The following is a 16,645-nucleotide window of genomic DNA, read 5'->3' on the forward strand; positions in this document are numbered from 1 at the left end:
GGTCCCATCTGGCCCTCTACCAGGATGGTCCTCGTGCGCATGGCCAAGACCAGCGCACAAGCGAATTCGTGGCACGGGAGACCGCAGCCGGCCGAAGGACCTCACCACCACGGTCGCTGTCCCCGGCATCGCCGATCTACGGCCTTCGGCCTTCGTCGGTCCAAGAACATCACCCTCACCACCGTGGCCGAGTACTTCGGTGTCGGGCCCGCAGCCAACTCCTGCTGACGGCGCTCCCCTGCCCGGAGGAAGGCACCCCCGGTACGCACGGCATGCCGGTGTCGGCTTTGACACCGTCCTCCGGCGGCGGCGCAGGTCCGCCCCTCACGCCGGTGGCGTGCCAAGACGTGATCGACATCATCGGGGGCAAGACGGCACCCGTCGGGGTCTCCCAGCTGTTCAACTGGAAGGACGACGTCCTACCGGGTGGCACCACGCTGGCGGCCCATCCGTCCGCAGGTGCCGAGAGCGTGTTCCGGGCCCTGGAATCGGACCTGCCGCTGTGCCGAGCGCATCGTGGTGCGGAGCAGCGCAGGTTGGCGGACCTCACCAACGACCTCGGACTGCGGTTCTTTACCGTGAACCTCCGCTTGGGTATCCGCGGAGTGGACCTCAGCCGGCGCATCACGGGTTGTCGGTCGGCGACATCGCCCTGATGTTCGTCTCCGCCGCCAAAGCGGTGGGACGGGCCTGGTCTGTCAGGGGTAGGACGTGAACGGGTGAATCGACGTCACGCTCCGGCCTGAAGGCGGAGGCCTGCCAGCGTCAGTTCCAGCCCGGCGAGGAACTGCTCCTTGTCGTCGTGCCCGTCGAACTCGTCGACGATGTCGTGCACGAAGGGAAACGCCTCAGCGTCGAGCGCACGCCACGCCTCGGCGTAGCGACCGAGGAACTCATCGCGGTCCACGCTGCCGTCGAGGACCTCCTGGGGGGGCTCCTGCCCCATGTCGGCGGCGTTGCCGACGACGACGCCCACGATGGCCGACACGGCATGGAACCGCTGCCGTGGTGTGAGGTCGAGTCGAAGCGTCTGTCGTCCCAGCTCCTCGTAGAGTCGCAACGAGTTGCCCGGGGCGTCGATGTCCTGCATGAAGTGCGCGCCCAGCCAGGGCCGGTCCACGATCGCGTCGAACAGGGTGACGGCCATCGCGCGCAGGTCATCGATGGGGTCGCCGCTGCTGGTCTGCCCTTCGACGGCGGTCAGCACCCCGCCGAGCACGTGGTCTATGGCGCGGTCGAGGAGCTCGTCCTTGCTGGAGACGTACCAGTAGATGCTGCCGACGCCGGTGCCGAGTCGGGCCGCGAGGGCGCGGAGGGTCAGCGCCGACTCGCCCGCCTCGTCGAGGAGGGCCACGGCCGCGGTGAGAACGGCCTCGATGGAGTGCGAGGCACGTTGACGTCCTCGGGAAGGACGCTCGGCGGGTCGGGGTCGCGGGCCTGTCATGGTGCACATCCAATCACAGCTTGCACAATTATCGAACCTCGTTCTATCGTAGAACGTCGTTCGATAGTCGGCGACGTTCCGAGAGGGGCCCGCCATGACCACGACCGCCACCCCGCCCGCTGCCTCGCGCACCTATCCGTCCCTGCGCGCGGCATGGATACCCCTGGCCGCGCTCTGCCTGGCCTTCTTCGTCGAGATGGTCGACAACACGCTGCTCTCGATCGCGCTCCCCACGATCGGCCGGGACCTCGGCGGCGGCACCACGGCGCTGCAGTGGGTCACCGGCGCGTACTCGCTGACGTTCGGCGGCCTGCTGCTGACGGCAGGATCGATGGCCGACCGGCTCGGGCGCCGACGGGTGCTGCTCGTGGGTCTGGCGGTGTTCGGTCTTCTGAGCCTGGGCGTCGTCGCGGTCTCCACCACAGGGGAGCTCATCACCTTGCGGGCCGGCCTCGGCATCGCCGCGGCGGCGATGGCCCCCATCACCAACTCGCTGGTCTTCCGGCTGTTCGACGACAAGGCACTGCGGATGCGCGCGATGACCCTGATGATCGTCGTCGGCATGTCCGGCTTCGTCCTCGGCCCGCTACTGGGCGGCACCGCCCTGGCCCACGTGCAGTGGCAGTGGCTCCTGGTCGTCAACGCCCCGATCGCACTGATCGCGGCCATCGGCGTCCGCTTGGGCGTCCCGGCCGACCGGCCGCAGGACCTGACCCACGACAAGCTCGATCTGCCGGGTGCCGCCTTGAGCGTCACCACCATCGGCCTCGCCTGCTACTCGCTGACCAGCGGCGTCGAGCACGGCTGGCTCTCCACGACCACCCTCGCATCGGTCTTCGGCGCCATCGCCGCGGGCATCGCGTTCGTGTGGCACGAGCACCGCAGCGCATCGCCCATGCTGGACCTGCGCCTCTTCTCCAACGGCACCGTCCGCGGCGCCGCCATCGCGCAGATCGGCACGGCCATCGCGATGGCCGCCGTGATGTTCGGGCTGATCCTCCACTTCCAGTACGCCTACGGGTGGAGCCCCGTACGGGCCGGCCTGGCGAACCTGCCGCTCATCGTGACCATGATCGCCGCAACCCCCCTGTCCGAGTGGCTCGCCGGAAGGTTCGGCCACCGCATCGCCTGCCTCGTCGGCGCGGCCTGCCTGGCCGGCTCACTGGCCGGCCTGTCCTGGGGCGTCGACCACGGGTACGCCGCCATCGCGGCCTGCATGGTCGTGATGACCATCGGGCTGCGCACCGTCATGACGATCTGCGCCATCGCGCTCGTCGATGCCATGCCGGGCAACCGCACCTCGATCGGCACGGCGCTCAACGACACCGCCCAGGAGGTCGGGAGCAGCATCGGCACCGCCGTCGTCGGCACCCTGATCGCCGCACTGGTCACCACACAGCTGCCCGCCGGCACCTGGAGCGACGCCCTGGTGGCGTCGTTCTTCCACGGCGAGCGGATCACCTACGCCGTGCTGGCGGTGATCGTCGGCCTGGTCGCGGCAGGCGGCGCACTCACGCTCACCGACTCCCACGTCACCGAAGAGCCCGCCCAAGACGTCCAGGAGGCACGGACGACTGCCTGACCGGCCACACCCCCGGCTCGGGGTCCGCCGCGAATCCACCCATGCCGGCTACGCGGACCTGAGCACCCCCGTGCGGCCGGCTGGACGAACCGGCCGCCCGGGGTGTGGGGCGGGGCGGCGCGGCCAGGGCGGGGAGTGCCGGCGGCGGTGGCGCGGTACGCGTGGCGGCCGGCGTCACGTACGGCGGCACCGCGGGGGCAGGTAGCCGAGCGCTCCGGCAGCCCCGTCACCATGGCCTGCGCCGCCCGCCCCCGCCCGGCACCTGACACCTGACGCCTGGCCGACGCGATGTGGACCGACGGTTCAGCTCGAGGCGCGTGTGCGCCGGTGATCCCCGGTCAGCGGCGGCCGGCGGCCAGGATGACGAGGAACTGGCCGCCGCCTGGCTCGATGTCGGCGGTCACCGGGAGCCCCGGTACCAGTCGGGAGAACCGGTCCACCAGCCACTCCGCCGCGGCCTGGGCGTCCCGCCTGGTCGGACAACGGCCCACCATCTCGCGGCCCCCCTTGCGCTCAAGCCTCCCGGCAACGGTGATCAGCGGCGCGGGTTCGACCACGTACAGGCGCTCCGGCCACGCGACGACCACCTTGACCGCGCCCTTACGGCTGTTGCACCCACGGTGCGCGAGCCGCTCGGCGACCTTGGCCTTCCGGTCGGCGGTCCGGCTGTCGACACTGGGCCCGCGCGGATCGTTCACCGACTCGTCGGGGTCGACCGGTTCGTCACACACCCAGCAGCGCCAACCGTCGCGCTCAGCCACATCATCAAGGAGACTCACCCGAGCAAACTAGCCTGTCCGGCCACCACCCCGCGCACCAGGGCCCGGCAAGGCCTTCACACCGGACAGCCTGCAAGTCGCGGCGAACCCCTGTTCACAGCCTCCGACCGCCGCACGACCACGGCGGAGCGGGCCCGCGATGCCCGCAGGCCCGACGCGGCCGAACGCCTGGTCGACGTGGTGCCGGCCGCCGTCGGTAGCGGCGTAACGCGAAGTACCGCCAGGCACCCGCGGCGCTCCATGACCTCCACGCAGGAAGCGAACGCCTGCTCGTCCGGTCCGAAGGAGTCGGCCACGTCGAGGCCGTCGCGGTCCAGCGGCAGCAAGTCCGCACCGTGGTCGCCGTCCAGCTCACACACGGTGGCCACCACCGAGCCGCCCAACGGGACCCTGTCCGTACCTGCCGTCGACACGGATTTGCGGGCTCCGATCATCGGGCCAACGGTCCTGACGCGTCACCAGTTCGAGTGCGCTACCGCCCGCGTAGTGCCATGGTGGTGCCATGAGCGAGACGTGCCAGGGCTGCCAGGGCCAACGGGTGACGGCCCACACCACCGTGGCGGTGGAGCTGGATGACCAGGGCAACCAGGTGTCGAAGACTCGCGAGTACACGGCACCGTGCGGCACCTGCCACGGCAACGGCACGGTCGACTAGGAGGCTGGGATGCGATCCGCTTACTGCTGCGTGATCTGCGGCGTGCACTACCTGCCCCCGGAAGGCATGGAGTATCCAGCCCTGCAGCTGGAAGCTTCACCCGTGCACTGCGCCAAGCCGGAATGCGCAGCCGCGGTAGCGGCCGGGGATGCAGGGCTGCCGGTAGAAGTCCTGGCCATGCTCGCCGGGCGAGCAGCAGACGCCCAAAGTGACGCGCGAGAACCAGTACGCAGCGGCGGCAAAGCCCGTGGTCGGCGAGCTGGAGCCGCACCCGGCGGCGGACGGTCCAAGCTGCGTTAGCCGCAAGCCGCAGGTCCCTCCCCGCGCGTGCGGGGAGCAGACTCCGTGACCTGCGGTCTTAGGGGTCGCGCGGACAGGCGCGGTTGGAGCCCCGGCGGCAGAACGGGCACAGGTCCTGACGATCATGGAGTTGCGATGCTCTGTGATCACTGGGGAGACCTGTACCCGCGCTTCCATCATGGCTGACGGAACCACTCTGGGATCAATTCATGGCCCTGCTGCCCGAGCAGCCGGAGTTCCACCCGGACCATCCGCTCGGCTGCCACCGTCGGCGCATCAGTGACCGGATCGTCTTCGACAAGATGCTGCAGCTGCTGCGCTTCGGCTGTTCTTACGAGACGATCGCCGACACGACCTGCTCGGCCACCACGATCCGCAGCCGCCGCGAGGAGTGGATACAACTCGGCGTGTTCGCCCGGCTCAAACAGATCGCGCTGGACTCCCACGACCGGATCGTCGGCCTCGTCCTCGATCGCATCGCGCACAAGGGCGAGAAGGCGCCCATCCAGGCCAGTCAGCGTTGGCATGTCGAACGCACCCACGCCTGGCAGAACGCCTTCCACCGGCTCGTCCGCTGGTACGAGCGGCGCACCACCGTGATCGACGCCTTCTTCGACCTCGCCGACACGATCATCACCGTACGTAGCCTGATCCGGCAGGCATGGACGACTCACCGCTGGGACGAGCGCCCGCGACGCCGACCATGACCGCACGCCTATCCACACGACCTCCTATCTGACCGCTGCTCGGTTGCCGATGCCAGTGTTGTGGTGCTCTTGAGCGGCAAGGACCTGATCGACGTGATCGAGCGCCCACTGGCCGAGGGCGGCCAGCGGTCCGTCAGAGAGGCTGCCGCCCAACTCGGACAGCTCGTAGGCCACGGAGCGGTCGCCAGGCGTAGTGATCCGTACGATCAGGCCGTTGGTGTGCAGGCGGCGCAGCGTCTGGGTGAGGACCTTGTCGCTGACGCCCACGATTGCGCCCAGAAGGTCGATCCGGCGGCGCCGGCCCGCCCGCAGCGTCATCAGCACCACCGGGTCCCAGGTGTGGGCTATCAGCTCAGCTGCCAGGCGCACCGCACAGTCGGCGGCGAAGGGCTCGCAATGGTCGTCCATACGTTTCTTCCTACCGGATTCGGGCCTACCGATCGGTAGGCCCGAGGTCTCTACCGTAACGAGGTATCAGGCCTTCAAGGACGGGGAGAGCAACGTGCGAATCGGAATTCTGGGCACCGGCGTGATGGCCTCTGCACTGGCGGAGGCGTGGACGCGACGTGGACACCACATCCTCGTCGGAGGCCGTTCACGGGAGAAGGCCCGGGCGATCGCCGAGCAGCTCGGCGACGCGGTCGAGGCGGTCGACCCTGCGCAGGTGGCCAAGGCGAGCGATGCCGTGGTCGTCGCGGTGGCGTGGGAGGGGATCGACCAGGTGCTCGATCTCGCCGGAGCCGGCGAGGGGTCACTGACCGGCAAGGCCGTGATCGACTGCACCAACGCGGTGGACTACGCCGACGGCCTGCTCAAGCTGCCAACCGGGTCGGCGGTGGAGCACATCGCCGAGCGAGCCGTGGGCAGCCACGTGGTCAAGGCGCTTCACCTCTTCGCGGGGACGAGTTGGCTGACGCCGACGCCGACGGGACAGCCGAAGCGGACCGTGGCGATGTGCGGCGACGACGACGCGGCGCTCGACATCGCCGCCGAGCTGATCCGCGACCTCGGCGGCGCGCCTGCCGTGATAGGCGGACTGGAGCACGCCCGGCAGCTTGAAGACGTGGCGGGTTTCGTCATGCGGCTGGTCGCCGCGGGCCACAACCCCGTCACCGCCGTGCCCGTCGTCGACCGGTCACGGGACTGACGACGTCGCTCATCGCATGTGCTGCGAGACGCCCAGCACTCACATCGGGCAGCACCCATCCGAGGTCATGCAGTGCCGTCACGATCTCTGACGGACTGTGAGTCAGATCGAGCCACTCATCCCAGTCCGGATACGCCGCCAGCGCCACCGGCCGAAAGCCGATCCCGGACCGTGTGGCCCCCAACAGAATCTTGCACGTACAGCCGCCACGATGGTAGGACGGGCACAGGCCCCGGTCGTCACTGAGCGTCATACCTTCATGATCACCGGGACCTGTGCCCGCGCTACTGCCAGTGCTCTCACCGGATCCGACATTGTGCACCTACTCCCCTTTGACCACGTACCTCGCTCGTTCGCCCGCACGTCCGGACGGCGTCGTCTTCCATCGCTTCACGCATCTTCTGCAGGCGTGCCTGTACGGTCACGCCGAGCGGCAGCCGGTCGCGCGGCGGCCTCCTCGCGCTGATGGCTAGATGTCGCCTACGGCGAACTCGTCGATCGTCGCGGTGTAGTTGGCGATGCCCTGCAGCACGCACCCTGCGCCGAGCTCAATCAGGTTGCTGGTGGTCCGGCCGTGGGCGCGTGCGGTGCCTCCGGCGAAGGGGCCGGCGGTGATCGAGCCGCCATGGAGGGAGTAGGACTGTACGTCGCCGCGGAACGTCGTCTGGGGGGAGCAAGAGCGATCACCGCGGTGGCGGCAACCGCCGCCGAAATGCGGGGACTACGCACGTGGGACCTCGTTCCACTTCTGTACTGGGATGGGAGCGAACGCAAGAAGCGAACCTGCTTTCGCACGCGCCGACCCGCGCCCGCTCCTGCCGCCGCCGCAACGCCACCCGAACGGCGCACGGCGCAGGCCCGCAGGCCCGCAGGCCCGCAGGGAATCTCGGCACCATGTGAGTCGCGTTTCAGCAGGTCAGCGACTTCCGTCGATTTCTCCTGACCTCCCTGCATCGGCTCCTTTCACGCCTCAAGGCGCCGCAGGGGGACGCCTCTCACCACACGAGCCTGCCAAAACCGCGCAAACCTCACAGGTCAGTACGCTAGCCAGTAGCGGGTCCGGCCGGTCACGGAGGCAGCGATGAGTTTGCCCGGCCCGGAGAGTCTCACCACTGTCACCGCCCCCATCACAGGAGGAACGCATGGCACAGCTCTTGAGAGTCCAGAACTTCGGCGTCTCGAGTGACGGCATCGCTGCCGGTGAGGACCAGACCCTCGAGAGGCCGTTCGGTCATGTCGATCCCGGGAGGCTGTTCGCCTGGGCCGGAGCCACGGCGAGCTGGCCCATGCGCACCGACCCCGGGGGAGCCGGGGCCTGGACGACTACCTCACGCGGGACTACCCGCGCAATATCGGCGCCGAGATCATGGGCCGCAACAAGTTCGGGCCCCAGCGCGGGCCCTGGCAGGACCATGAGTGGCAGGGCTGGTGGGGTGACGAGCCCCCGTTCCACACCCCGGTATTCGTCCTGACCCACCACCAGCGTCCTTCGCTCACGCTGTCCGACACCACGTTCCACTTCGTCGAGGGCGACCCGGCAACGGTCCTCGAGCAGGCCCGGGAGGCGGCACAGGGCAAGGACGTCCGACTCGGCGGCGGTGCCACCACCATCCGGCAGTTCCTCGACGCCGACCTCGTCGACACCCTGCACGTGGCGGTCTCGCCGGTGAAGCTCGGGTCCGGAGTACGACTCTGGGACTCCCCCGATGAGCTGCTCGACCGGTTCCACCTGGAGGTGGTTCCCAGCCCGAGCGGGGTGTCGCACCACCTGTTCTGGCGCAAGTGACCGCTCCCCCAGCGGCCCGCGGCCGCAGGCACCGATGGTGCCTGCCGTCCGGCGTGGCTACGCCCCGGCCTCTCCTTCGGCGGCGAAGGCAGGGGAGGCCAGGGCCTGGGCTCCCAGGGTCCGGATCTCGGCCAGCAGCCGGGCGTTGGTGATGCCCTTGACGAGGTATCCCGCGACGCCGGCGGCAGCCATCTCAGTGCGCGAACCCTGGTCACCGTAGGCGGTGAACGCCACGATGCGCACGCCGGGGACGCCACGGACGATCTGCTGGGCGGTGTGCGGGCCCCCGCCGGGGAAGCGCACGTCGAGTACCACCACGTGCGGGCGGTGGGCGCCGGCGAGAGCGATCGCCTCGTCGGCATCGGCCGCGCAGCCGACCAAGGTGAGGTCGGCCTGGGCGCGGACGACATCGGCCAGGGCCGCGCGCAAGGTGTCGTTGTCGTCGCAGATCAATACCCGCAAGGGGCGCGGGGGTGTGGTGGGCCGGGTGGGCCGTGTCATGAGGGCGCTTGGGGAGCGGTGTGGATGTCGACGCTCCTGGTGGGTGCTCCGGGCAGCGGTTCGTCCAGCGCGGGGGTGGGCAGGTCGGGCACCCAGAACTCCACGGTGGTGCCGGTGCCCGGCTCGCTGCGCAAGGTCCACCAGCCGCCGGCGGTCTCGGCCCGCTCACGCATCTCCATCAGGCCGAAGTGCTCGTTTCGCCGGTGGGTGATCGCGGCGTGCCCGGTGCCGTCGTCGACCACCCGCACGAGCAGGCCCCGGTCTTCGGTGCTGACGCTGACGCGTACGGTGCGCGCTCGGGCGTGCTTGCGCACGTTCAGCAGTGCTTCCTGCACGATGCGGAAGATGGTGATCGCGGTTTCGGGGGCCGGCTCGTTGGCCAGGGTGTGCTCGAGCGACGACTCCAGGCCCCAGCTGCCGACCACGACGTCGTTGAGGTGCTGTGACAGGGACTCCAGCAGCCCGTGCCGGTCGATGCCGGGCGGCTGAAGCCGGAAGGTGAGGCTGCGCAGGCGGCCCACCGCCTCGCGTACCGACGCGTCGAGTTCGAAGAGTTCGCCGGCATTCGGCTCCCCTGCCCGCTCGGCCAGGAGCTGCAGCCGCATGCCGACCGCGACCATGGCCTGGATGGAGTCGTCGTGCACGTCCCAGGCGATACGGCGGCGCTCCGCCTCTTGTGCCTGTACCAGGTGAGCGAAGAGGCGACGGCGTTCGGTGAGTGCCTGCTCCGCGTTGCGGCGCTCGGTCATGTCCCGGGTGACCTTGCCGAAGCCGCGCAGTTCGCCGGCGGCGTCGAACAGCGGGGTGATCACCACGTTTGCCCAGAAACGGGACCCGTCCTTGCGGATGCGCCAGCCCTCGTCCTCCAGCCGGCCCTCCTCGATGGCCGCCTTCAGCTCCCATTGGGGTTTGCGGGCGGTGATGTCCTCGGGCGGGTAGAAGACCGAGAAGTGCTGGCCGATGATGTCCGCGGCGCTGTAACCCTTGATGCGTTCGGCACCCGCGTTCCAGGTGGACACGTGTCCCCCGGGGTCCAGCATGAAGATGCCGTAGTCCAGGACGCTGGTGACCAGCAACGTGAACGCCGTCTCCGTCGGGGCCAGGGGGCCGCCGTGTTCGGCGGGGGTCATGGCACTCACCGCAGCAGGCCCTCGCGGCGGGCCACGGCGACCGCTTCCAATTGGGAGCGGGCACCGAGCTTTTCCAGGACCCGCTGCACATGGTTCCTGGCGGTGTTGACGGCCACGCCGAGCCGCTGGCTGATCTCGGCGGCGCCCAGCCCCTCGCCCAACAGGCCGAGGGTCTCCCGCTCGCGCGGGGTGAGAGTGGCACCCACATCGGCGGTCCGACCGGTCAGCCGATCCAGTGCCCCGTCGAGCAGGCCCTCACTGAAGGCCACGTCACCGGCGGCTACCCGGCGCACACCGTCCTGCAGTTCACGGAGGTTACCGACCTTGAGGATGAGTCCCGACCCGCCGGCCTCAGCCACGCGCGCGGCCACGGCCGGGCTCCCCTCCCCCGTCAGCACCAGCACCCGGGCGCCGGGGGCCGCGGCCTTGAGCGGGCTGATCGCGTCGATCCCGTCCCCGTCGGGCAGACGCCGGTCCAGCACCACCACAGCGGGACGCAGCCGGGCGGCATCGGCCAGCGCGTCCTGGACCGACAGACTGCGGCCGACCACCTCCAGATCGTCGGTGCGGTCCATCGCGAGCCGGATCGCCTCGGCCACCATGTCGTGGTCCTCGACCAGCAGGATGCTGATACGCCCACCGGCGGTATGTGGCACGCTGCCCGGCGCGCTGTGGGGGCTCGACGGCATCACACGGTCCTCGGGGGTAGTCGCGGCACGGTGTCGCCGAAGCACTCGTCGATGCCCGCCAGGGCGAACAGCCGGGCCACCCGTGCCTGGGCGCCCTCCATGCACAGCTCGCTGCCCACCCTACCGGCCGTGGCCAAGGCCTCCAGCAGCACGTTCAGTCCCGCGCAGTCGCAGAACCGCAGGCTCCGCAGGTCGAGCACGACGCGGTCCGGCCGCCGCGCGAAGCAGTCGGCGAGGGCGGCACGCAACTGCGCGGTCCCGTCGAGATCCAGCTCACCGACCAATCGCAGAGCACATACATCGGTATCCAACACGGTACTGACCTGGAACAACGGACCCGTCACGGTAGGCCCCCTCCTCCGACAGCCCTCGGACTGAGCAATGGACACCACTACAGAATAGTGAATTTGCACTAGAAGCAAACCCGCTCCGCGCGACGGATCACCGCCGGGTACGGACGAATCATCACAAATGCCCGAAGTAATCAGCTGGCCGCACCGGTGGATCGCCGCCCGGTGCACGGGGACCGCCCAGACGTGCGGGGCGGACCGGTGCACAGGCCCGTGACGGCAGGACAACGCGAACGCGTGAACGGCCCGTACAGGCTGGGTACCCTGGGCGAGGGAGCTCACGCGACCAGGGTCCGGCAGCACGACAGGGCCACGGGACCACGGGGCACCGCGGTTGGCACAATGGGTGATCGGCAGCGGGCGTCACCCGATCGGTGAAGCACACGGCGCAGGGGAAAGGGAGTCTCGATGGAACTCCCGCGGGCCGCGGCGCACGACGCCCGCCCGAAGCAGGTGTCCGTGAACTTCGACGGCGCTTCGAGCTGCATCGCCGCAGCACGGGATGCAGCCTCCGCGTTTCTGCACGGCCACGCCCCGCCCGCTCATCCCACGTTTCACGACGACGTCCTGCTGGTCGTCTCCGAACTGGTGACCAACGCCGTCCGCCACGCCCCGGGGCCCCTCACCCTTCGCCTCGCCCTGCTGTGCGACCGGATCGAGATCACCGTGCGGGACACCGACCCCAGATCCCCGGCTCCCCGCACCCCCGACCCGACCGGCGGTCGCGGATGGCCCATCATCCAGAGCCTCGCCTGCGACGTGCGGGTCATCCCCGACCACGACGGCAAAACCGTCCACGCGGAACTGGCCTGGTAACCCCGCACCACCCGCCACCCGGCGGTGAGTCGCGCGAGCAGGCCCACGACGAGGGTGGACGGCTCGGACCCCCACCCGCCCCGCAGTCAGGTCGCAACAACTCCCGTCCTCAGCTACGCGGAAGCTACGCGGACGACCTTGCTTGCGGCCTCACTTCACGGCTCCGGCGGTCATGCCCGCGCGCCAGAACCGCTGCAGGGCGAGGAAGGCGATGAGCAGGGGCACGACGGAGACGAGTGACCCGATGACGACCAGCCCGGGCGGCACCGCGACGTGTCGGGCGTTCCAGCCGACCAGGCCCACGGTGACGGGTTGCAGGTGGTCGTCGCTGAGCACCATCGCGGGCAGCAGGTAGTTGTTCCAGATGTCCACGAACTGGAACAGGAAGATCGTCACCAGGGCGGGCAGCATCATGGGGGTGGCGAGGGTACGGAAGATCCGCAGTTCCCCGGCGCCGTCCAGACGTGCCGCCTCGAGGACCTCCTCCGGCACGGTCGCGGCCGCGAAGATGCGGCACATGTACACGCCGAAGGGACTGACGACGCTGGGGAGCAGGATCGCGAGCGGGTTGTTCACCAGGTGGATGCCGGAGAACATCAGGTACAGCGGCAGGGTGAAGAGGATCTTCGGTACGAGAACGGCGGCGAGCACCATTCCGAAGAGCACTCCACGGCCCCTGAACTCGTACTTGGCGAGTGCGTAGCCGGCGAGCGCGGACAGTACGGTGCCGATGAGGGCTCCCGCACCGCAGTACATGATGCTGTTGAGCATCCACCGCCAGAAGATGCCGTCTTCCTGCGCGGTCAGCCGGCGGAGGTTGTCCAGGAGACTGAAGTCGCTGAACCACAGTCCGTTGCCGCTGAACTGGCTGCCGAACGGCTTGGTGGCCGATACCAGCAGCCACCACAGCGGGAAGAGGAAGTAGAAGGTGGACACGGCCAGCAGCGCGGTGACGACGGCTCGGCTGGTGAGCGCGGTGTCGCGGTGCGGTTTGCGCTGTGCGTGCGCGCTCATGTGTTCTCACTCCTGCCGGTCAGTTTGAAGAACACCAGGGAGATCGCGCCGACCAGGACCGCGAGGATGACCGACTGCGCAGCCGCGTAGTTGTAGTTGCCGGCGTTGACGGCTCCCTGGGCGGACATGATCGGGGTGAACGTCGAGGAGATGGAACCGCTGGAGACGGGTTGCAGCACGGCCGGCTCGTTGAACAACTGCGCCGATCCGATGATCGAGAAGACCGCGGTCAGGATGATGGCGCTGCGCACCATGGGGACCTTGATGCTCCACGCGGTCCGGAACGCCGATGCTCCGTCCATCCGGCATGCCTCCAGTACCTCGGCGGGGATGGACTGGAGTGCGGCGTAGATGATGATCATGTTGTAGCCGGTCCAGCTCCAGGTGACGATGTTCGCCACGGACCACAGGACCACGTGTCCACCGAAGAACGGGATGTGCAGGCCGGCCGGTGAGATCAGGTTGTTGATCGGGCTGGACTGGGTCGAGTACATGAAGGACCAGATGAGGGCGGCGCTCACCCCCGGGACCGCGTAGGGGACGAAGCTCGCCAGGCGGAAGAAGCCCTTGCCCCGCGCGGACCGGGAGTCGATCAGCAGGGCCAGGACCAGCGCGAGACCGAGCATGACGGGCACCTGCACGATGCCGAACGTGGCGACCCGCCGGAGCGAGGCGAGGAAGTCCGCGTCTCCGAAGGCCTGCTGGTAGTTGTCCAGAGGGTCGAAGATCTTGGTCGGCGCCGACAGGCCCAGGCCGGACCGGTGGACCCGGAACATGCTGCTGCAGGCCGCGTAGATGATCGGCGCGATGTACATCGCGGCGAACAGGACGGCGAACGGGCCGAAGAAGGCCAAGGCGGTGCGACGGGTGCGCCGCCGGGTCAGAGAAGCTCGGGCGCGCCGCGGCGGTCGGGCAGGTAGGACAGGTGCTGTTTCCAGCAGAGGGGCGAGTCGAGTGGTCACGGAACTTACTTCCTCACGGGGGCAGAGCCGGGCGGGACGGCCGTCCGGACACGGCCGCCCTGCCCGGGTGCATCACGATTACTGGGAGACGCTCAGACCCTGGGTCTTCAGCTCGGCGACCGTCTTGTCCTGGGCGGTGTGCAGGGCGTCCGCGATGGTCCCGTGGCCTGCCCAAGCCTTGCCGAGGCCGTCGTCGAGGTCCGCGGCGGTCTTCGTCATCACCGGACCCCACGTCCAGTCGGGGTTGACCTTGGGACCGGCCGCCGCGAACACGTCGAAGATCTTCTGGCCGCCGAAGTACGGGTCACCGGCGGTCAGTTGCGGAAGGTCGGCGAGAGATTTGGCGGCGGGGTAGAGCGAAGCCTTCTCGACGAGGCTTCCGTAGGCCGTGCGGTCCGTGCTCAGCCAGTGGGCGAACGTCCAGGCCGCCTCCGGCGACTTGCATCCCTTGAGGACGGCGGTGGCCGAGCCACCCGCGTTGCCGACCTGGTCGGCGCCCGGGGTCCATTGCGGCATGGGAGCCACGGCCCACTTCCCCGAGCCGTCCTTGGCGCCTCCCTTGATCACACCGGCCTGCCATACGGCGCCGACGACGGTGGCGATGTCACCGTTGCCGAGCCCCTTCAACCAGGAAGGGTCGTACATCGGCGCGCCGCTGATCAGCCCCTTCGCCACCAGGCCCTGCCAGTAGTCGGCGACCTTCTTGTTGGCCTCCGACGCGAGGGTGACCTTCCACGAGTCACCGTCGACACCGAACCAGCTCGCGCCGGTCTGCCATGCGAGTCCCGCGTAGTCGTAGTCCATGTACGGGGACGAGATGTACTTGTGCGGGTCGGCGGCGTGGATCTTCTCCGCGTCGACCGCGTACTCGGCCCAGGTGGTGGGCGCCTTGAGGCCGAGCGAGTCGAACACCTGCTTGTTGTAGAACAGCGCCATCGGGCCGGTGTCGACCGGTGCGCCGTAGACGCTGGTGCCGAGCGAGACCGACTTCCACGCCGCGGGCTGGAAGTCCTTCTGGTCGGCGCCGGCGTACTTGGCGACGTCCTGCAGGGCGCCCTGGGCCGCGAAGCTCGGCAGGGTCTCGAAGCCGACCTGGGCCAGGCACGGCTCGGTGCCGGCCTTCACCGCGTTCAGCATCTTCTGGTAGCCGCCCTTGGAGCCGGGCTGCACCTCCTGGTACGTGACCTGCACGTCGGGGTGACTGGCGTTGAAGGCCTTGACCGCATCCGCGTAACCCGGAGCCCAGCCCCAGAATGTTATCGATGCCTTCTGCCCCGACGACTTCGTAGCCTTGGCGCCACCGGCAGCCGTATCGTCACTGCTCGAGCACCCGGCGAGGGCCAGCCCCAGTATCAGGGAACACGCCACTCCAGATCTTAGAAACATGGACCTATGCATGCTCGACTCCTTGGATTCGATCAACATCTCTCTGGTAGAGGCACGAATCGCTCACGATCCGCCGAGAGAGATGACCTCGCCTCGAGCCAGCCGCAATGTTGGTTCACGGTGATGTGGGCACACGATCGCACACAATGTTATCGATGCCAATAGGCGACAACGATCCGGTATGAACACCCACGGGACGGGCATCTGAGGGGACGTCATGGTGAGCGCTATCATCATGTGGAGTACACATGGAAGGACTCCCGGTGAAGAACACTGCGCGCGACGACGACGCCGTCCGCTCACCCCAGATGACTGACGTCGCGAGAGTCGCCGGAGTCTCCGCCCAGACGGTGTCGCGCGTGCTGCGGGGCCACCCGAACGTGCGGGAGGAGACCCGCGCGAAGGTGACGGCCGCGGTCGAACAGCTGGGGTACCGGAAGAACCATGCGGCCCGCATTCTGTCCTCGGGCCGCAGCCGCACCATTGGGGTGGTGACGCTCCAGACGCCCTTCTACTCGCGGATGACGGTCCTGCTCGGCATCGAGCGGGCGGCACAGGAACACGGGTACGCGGTCGCGACCGCCACCACGGCGTCCCTGGACAGCTCCGCCATCGAAGACGCACTGGAGCGACTGGCCGACCAGGGAGTGGACGGGGTCATCCTCGCGGTCCCCCTCATGCATGTGAGCAGGCAGATCGAGCGGCTGACGAGTGCGGTGCCCACCATCACCATCGACGGTTCGCGCACACCGTCGACCGAGATCGTGGCCGTGGACCAGATCTCCACCGGGCACCTCGCGACGCAGTACCTGCTCGGACTGGGTCACGAGACCGTTTGGCATGTGGCCGGCCTCAGCCAATGGCTGGACGCCTCAAGCCGGGCCCAGGGGTGGCAGGCGGCGCTGGAGGCGGCCGGGCGCGTGGTGCCGCCGAAACTGCACGGGGACTGGTCACCGGTCTCGGGATACCGCAACGGACTGATTCTCGGCAGGATCCCGGAAGTCACCGCGGTTTTCGTGGCCAGCGACGAGATGGCGTTCGGTGTGATCCGCGCACTGGGCGACCTGGGCCGGCGGGTACCGGAGGACATCTCCGTGGTCGGTGTCGACGACATCGCGCTGGCCGCGTACTCCTTTCCGCCGCTCACCACCGTGGCCCAGCCGTTCGCCCGGATGGGAGAACTGGCCGTGTCGCACCTCATGCGGCACATCGACGACCCGGTGGCCGGCAGCGAGCCCGAGCGGGTCGAACCGACTCTCGTCGTCCGCGCCAGCACCGGGCCGCCTCGAGCCGATTGAGTCTCGATCCAATGGAGACCCGATCCAACGGGGTCTCGATCCAACCGAGTTCGGGGCGGATCGCGAAGTGGTCCTGCACGGTCCCGCCTGACGGTGGTC

At 69.0% G+C, this 16,645-nt stretch carries 17 protein-coding genes and 1 pseudogene; 8 read left to right on the plus strand and 10 right to left on the minus strand.

All coding sequences use genetic code 11. The features are described from left to right. Positions 1-347 precede the first annotated feature (347 nt). A complete protein-coding gene (locus LNW72_RS01635) occupies positions 348-656 on the plus strand; it encodes a hypothetical protein (protein WP_250973649.1) in 309 nt (102 codons plus the stop codon). Between the two features lie 74 nt (positions 657-730). Here the strand turns inward: LNW72_RS01635 and LNW72_RS01640 are convergent, their stop codons facing one another. Next, positions 731-1,378 carry a TetR/AcrR family transcriptional regulator gene (locus LNW72_RS01640; RefSeq protein WP_250979974.1) on the minus strand — a complete coding sequence of 216 codons (648 nt, stop codon included), beginning with the start codon at positions 1,376-1,378 and terminating at the stop codon, positions 731-733. Positions 1,379-1,538: 160 nt separating this feature from the next. Between LNW72_RS01640 and LNW72_RS01645 the strand changes: the two genes are divergently transcribed. Next, a complete protein-coding gene (locus LNW72_RS01645) occupies positions 1,539-3,026 on the plus strand; it encodes an MFS transporter (RefSeq protein WP_250973650.1) in 1,488 nt (495 codons plus the stop codon). A 338-nt stretch (positions 3,027-3,364) separates the two neighbouring features. On the opposite strand, the gene LNW72_RS01650 is transcribed toward LNW72_RS01645, so the two are convergent. Beyond that, the gene (locus LNW72_RS01650) at positions 3,365-3,805 is read right to left on the minus strand and encodes a hypothetical protein (protein ID WP_250973651.1); all 441 of its coding nucleotides are present in this window, start codon (positions 3,803-3,805) and stop codon (positions 3,365-3,367) included. Between the two features lie 502 nt (positions 3,806-4,307). On the opposite strand from LNW72_RS01650, the gene LNW72_RS01655 reads away from it, so the two are divergent. Together LNW72_RS01655 and LNW72_RS01660 are read left to right on the plus strand one after the other, a co-directional pair. Then, positions 4,308-4,460, plus strand: coding sequence for a hypothetical protein (locus LNW72_RS01655; protein ID WP_250973652.1), 153 nt, complete (start codon positions 4,308-4,310; stop codon positions 4,458-4,460). A gap of 449 nt (positions 4,461-4,909) precedes the next feature. Next, a complete protein-coding gene (locus LNW72_RS01660) occupies positions 4,910-5,467 on the plus strand; it encodes a transposase (protein WP_285369961.1) in 558 nt (185 codons plus the stop codon). 24 nt (positions 5,468-5,491) lie between these two features. Here LNW72_RS01660 and LNW72_RS01665 read toward each other — a convergent pair whose 3' ends face one another. Then, complete coding sequence (locus tag LNW72_RS01665; protein WP_250973654.1) at positions 5,492-5,875, minus strand: helix-turn-helix domain-containing protein; 384 nt, start codon at positions 5,873-5,875, stop codon at positions 5,492-5,494. Positions 5,876-5,969: 94 nt separating this feature from the next. On the opposite strand from LNW72_RS01665, the gene LNW72_RS01670 reads away from it, so the two are divergent. Together LNW72_RS01670 and LNW72_RS01675 are read left to right on the plus strand one after the other, a co-directional pair. Beyond that, on the plus strand, positions 5,970-6,614 hold the full coding sequence (locus tag LNW72_RS01670) for an NAD(P)-binding domain-containing protein (protein WP_250973655.1): 645 nt from the start codon (positions 5,970-5,972) through the stop codon (positions 6,612-6,614). A gap of 1,142 nt (positions 6,615-7,756) precedes the next feature. After that, a pseudogene (locus tag LNW72_RS01675) lies at positions 7,757-8,400 on the plus strand (dihydrofolate reductase family protein). A gap of 57 nt (positions 8,401-8,457) precedes the next feature. Here the strand turns inward: LNW72_RS01675 and LNW72_RS01680 are convergent. Genes LNW72_RS01680 through LNW72_RS41525 form a run of 4 tightly spaced genes read right to left on the minus strand, consistent with a single transcriptional unit; the run spans position 8,458 to position 11,373 of the window. Beyond that, positions 8,458-8,901, minus strand: coding sequence for a response regulator transcription factor (locus tag LNW72_RS01680; RefSeq protein WP_250973656.1), 444 nt, complete (start codon positions 8,899-8,901; stop codon positions 8,458-8,460). Then, entirely contained in the window at positions 8,898-10,031 is a 1,134-nt protein-coding gene (locus LNW72_RS01685) for a PAS domain S-box protein (protein WP_250973657.1), read from the minus strand. The genes LNW72_RS01680 and LNW72_RS01685 overlap by 4 nt, the downstream gene beginning before the upstream one ends. A gap of 5 nt (positions 10,032-10,036) precedes the next feature. After that, positions 10,037-10,720, minus strand: a complete 684-nt coding sequence (locus LNW72_RS01690) for a response regulator transcription factor (RefSeq protein ID WP_250973658.1) — start codon at positions 10,718-10,720, stop codon at positions 10,037-10,039. Further along, the gene (locus LNW72_RS41525) at positions 10,720-11,373 is read right to left on the minus strand and encodes an STAS domain-containing protein (protein ID WP_308401863.1); all 654 of its coding nucleotides are present in this window, start codon (positions 11,371-11,373) and stop codon (positions 10,720-10,722) included. The genes LNW72_RS01690 and LNW72_RS41525 overlap by 1 nt, the downstream gene beginning before the upstream one ends. A gap of 105 nt (positions 11,374-11,478) precedes the next feature. Here LNW72_RS41525 and LNW72_RS01700 point away from each other — a divergent pair, with 105 nt between their 5' ends. Then, entirely contained in the window at positions 11,479-11,886 is a 408-nt protein-coding gene (locus LNW72_RS01700; RefSeq protein WP_250973660.1) for an ATP-binding protein, read from the plus strand. A 150-nt stretch (positions 11,887-12,036) separates the two neighbouring features. Here LNW72_RS01700 and LNW72_RS01705 read toward each other — a convergent pair whose 3' ends face one another. The 3 genes from LNW72_RS01705 to LNW72_RS01715 all read right to left on the minus strand — a co-directional run bounded on the left by LNW72_RS01705 (position 12,037) and on the right by LNW72_RS01715 (position 15,260). Continuing rightward, on the minus strand, positions 12,037-12,900 hold the full coding sequence (locus LNW72_RS01705) for a carbohydrate ABC transporter permease (protein ID WP_250973661.1): 864 nt from the start codon (positions 12,898-12,900) through the stop codon (positions 12,037-12,039). Beyond that, positions 12,897-13,754 carry a carbohydrate ABC transporter permease gene (locus tag LNW72_RS01710; RefSeq protein WP_250973662.1) on the minus strand — a complete coding sequence of 286 codons (858 nt, stop codon included), beginning with the start codon at positions 13,752-13,754 and terminating at the stop codon, positions 12,897-12,899. The genes LNW72_RS01705 and LNW72_RS01710 overlap by 4 nt, the downstream gene beginning before the upstream one ends. 186 nt (positions 13,755-13,940) lie before the next feature. Further along, positions 13,941-15,260, minus strand: coding sequence for a sugar ABC transporter substrate-binding protein (locus LNW72_RS01715; protein WP_308401864.1), 1,320 nt, complete (start codon positions 15,258-15,260; stop codon positions 13,941-13,943). A gap of 296 nt (positions 15,261-15,556) precedes the next feature. Here LNW72_RS01715 and LNW72_RS01720 point away from each other — a divergent pair, with 296 nt between their 5' ends. Beyond that, entirely contained in the window at positions 15,557-16,546 is a 990-nt protein-coding gene (locus tag LNW72_RS01720; protein ID WP_250979975.1) for a LacI family DNA-binding transcriptional regulator, read from the plus strand. Positions 16,547-16,645: the final 99 nt, after the last annotated feature.

Source organism: Streptomyces sp. RKAG293, assembly GCF_023701745.1.
Classification (GTDB): Bacteria; Actinomycetota; Actinomycetes; order Streptomycetales; family Streptomycetaceae; genus Actinacidiphila.

Coding starts and splice junctions, on each gene's coding strand:
- LNW72_RS01705 (WP_250973661.1), bottom strand. CDS start 12,900: ATGAGCGCGCACGCACAGCGCAAACCGCACCGCGACACCGCGCTCACC.
- LNW72_RS01720 (WP_250979975.1), top strand. CDS start 15,557: ATGACTGACGTCGCGAGAGTCGCCGGAGTCTCCGCCCAGACGGTGTCG.
- LNW72_RS01700 (WP_250973660.1), top strand. CDS start 11,479: ATGGAACTCCCGCGGGCCGCGGCGCACGACGCCCGCCCGAAGCAGGTG.
- LNW72_RS01690 (WP_250973658.1), bottom strand. CDS start 10,720: ATGCCGTCGAGCCCCCACAGCGCGCCGGGCAGCGTGCCACATACCGCC.
- LNW72_RS01715 (WP_308401864.1), bottom strand. CDS start 15,260: ATGCATAGGTCCATGTTTCTAAGATCTGGAGTGGCGTGTTCCCTGATA.
- LNW72_RS01665 (WP_250973654.1), bottom strand. CDS start 5,875: ATGGACGACCATTGCGAGCCCTTCGCCGCCGACTGTGCGGTGCGCCTG.
- LNW72_RS01655 (WP_250973652.1), top strand. CDS start 4,308: ATGAGCGAGACGTGCCAGGGCTGCCAGGGCCAACGGGTGACGGCCCAC.
- LNW72_RS01685 (WP_250973657.1), bottom strand. CDS start 10,031: ATGACCCCCGCCGAACACGGCGGCCCCCTGGCCCCGACGGAGACGGCG.
- LNW72_RS01645 (WP_250973650.1), top strand. CDS start 1,539: ATGACCACGACCGCCACCCCGCCCGCTGCCTCGCGCACCTATCCGTCC.
- LNW72_RS01680 (WP_250973656.1), bottom strand. CDS start 8,901: ATGACACGGCCCACCCGGCCCACCACACCCCCGCGCCCCTTGCGGGTA.